Source organism: Shewanella sp. T24-MNA-CIBAN-0130 (assembly GCF_040310185.1).
In the GTDB taxonomy this organism is placed as follows: domain Bacteria; phylum Pseudomonadota; class Gammaproteobacteria; order Enterobacterales; family Shewanellaceae; genus Shewanella; species Shewanella psychromarinicola.
This window is the reverse complement of record NZ_JBEOPP010000496.1, coordinates 1-245: the sequence shown is the minus strand read 5'-3', so window position 1 is coordinate 245 and position 245 is coordinate 1. Positions and strand designations below refer to the sequence as shown.

Sequence of the window (245 nt, the reverse complement as noted above, 5' to 3'; positions counted from 1 at the left end):
AATAAAGCCTGTTGCGTTTAGCTCTTTCATAATGGCATTAACTAACGGGTAAGGTGTACTGCCTTGGCACCATTTAGCAAAACGATTCGGGCTAAACGTGGTAAGTGGCGAGCTTTGTTTCTTACCTTTAAAGGTAAATAACTGATGCTTAACATTAATTGCATGCCACTTAAAATACTCACGCCAGAGCAATTCAAACTTGATCCAGTAAGTTGACTCGTTTGCTCCATGGCGCGCTTCATAAG

At 41.2% G+C, this 245-nt stretch carries 1 protein-coding gene; it reads right to left on the bottom strand.

Annotation, left to right across the window (positions count from 1 at the left end; all coding sequences use genetic code 11):
- The coding region (locus AAEZ02_RS23260; protein ID WP_351125563.1) for an FAD-binding domain-containing protein at positions 1 to 245 on the bottom strand (245 nt) is incomplete at both ends.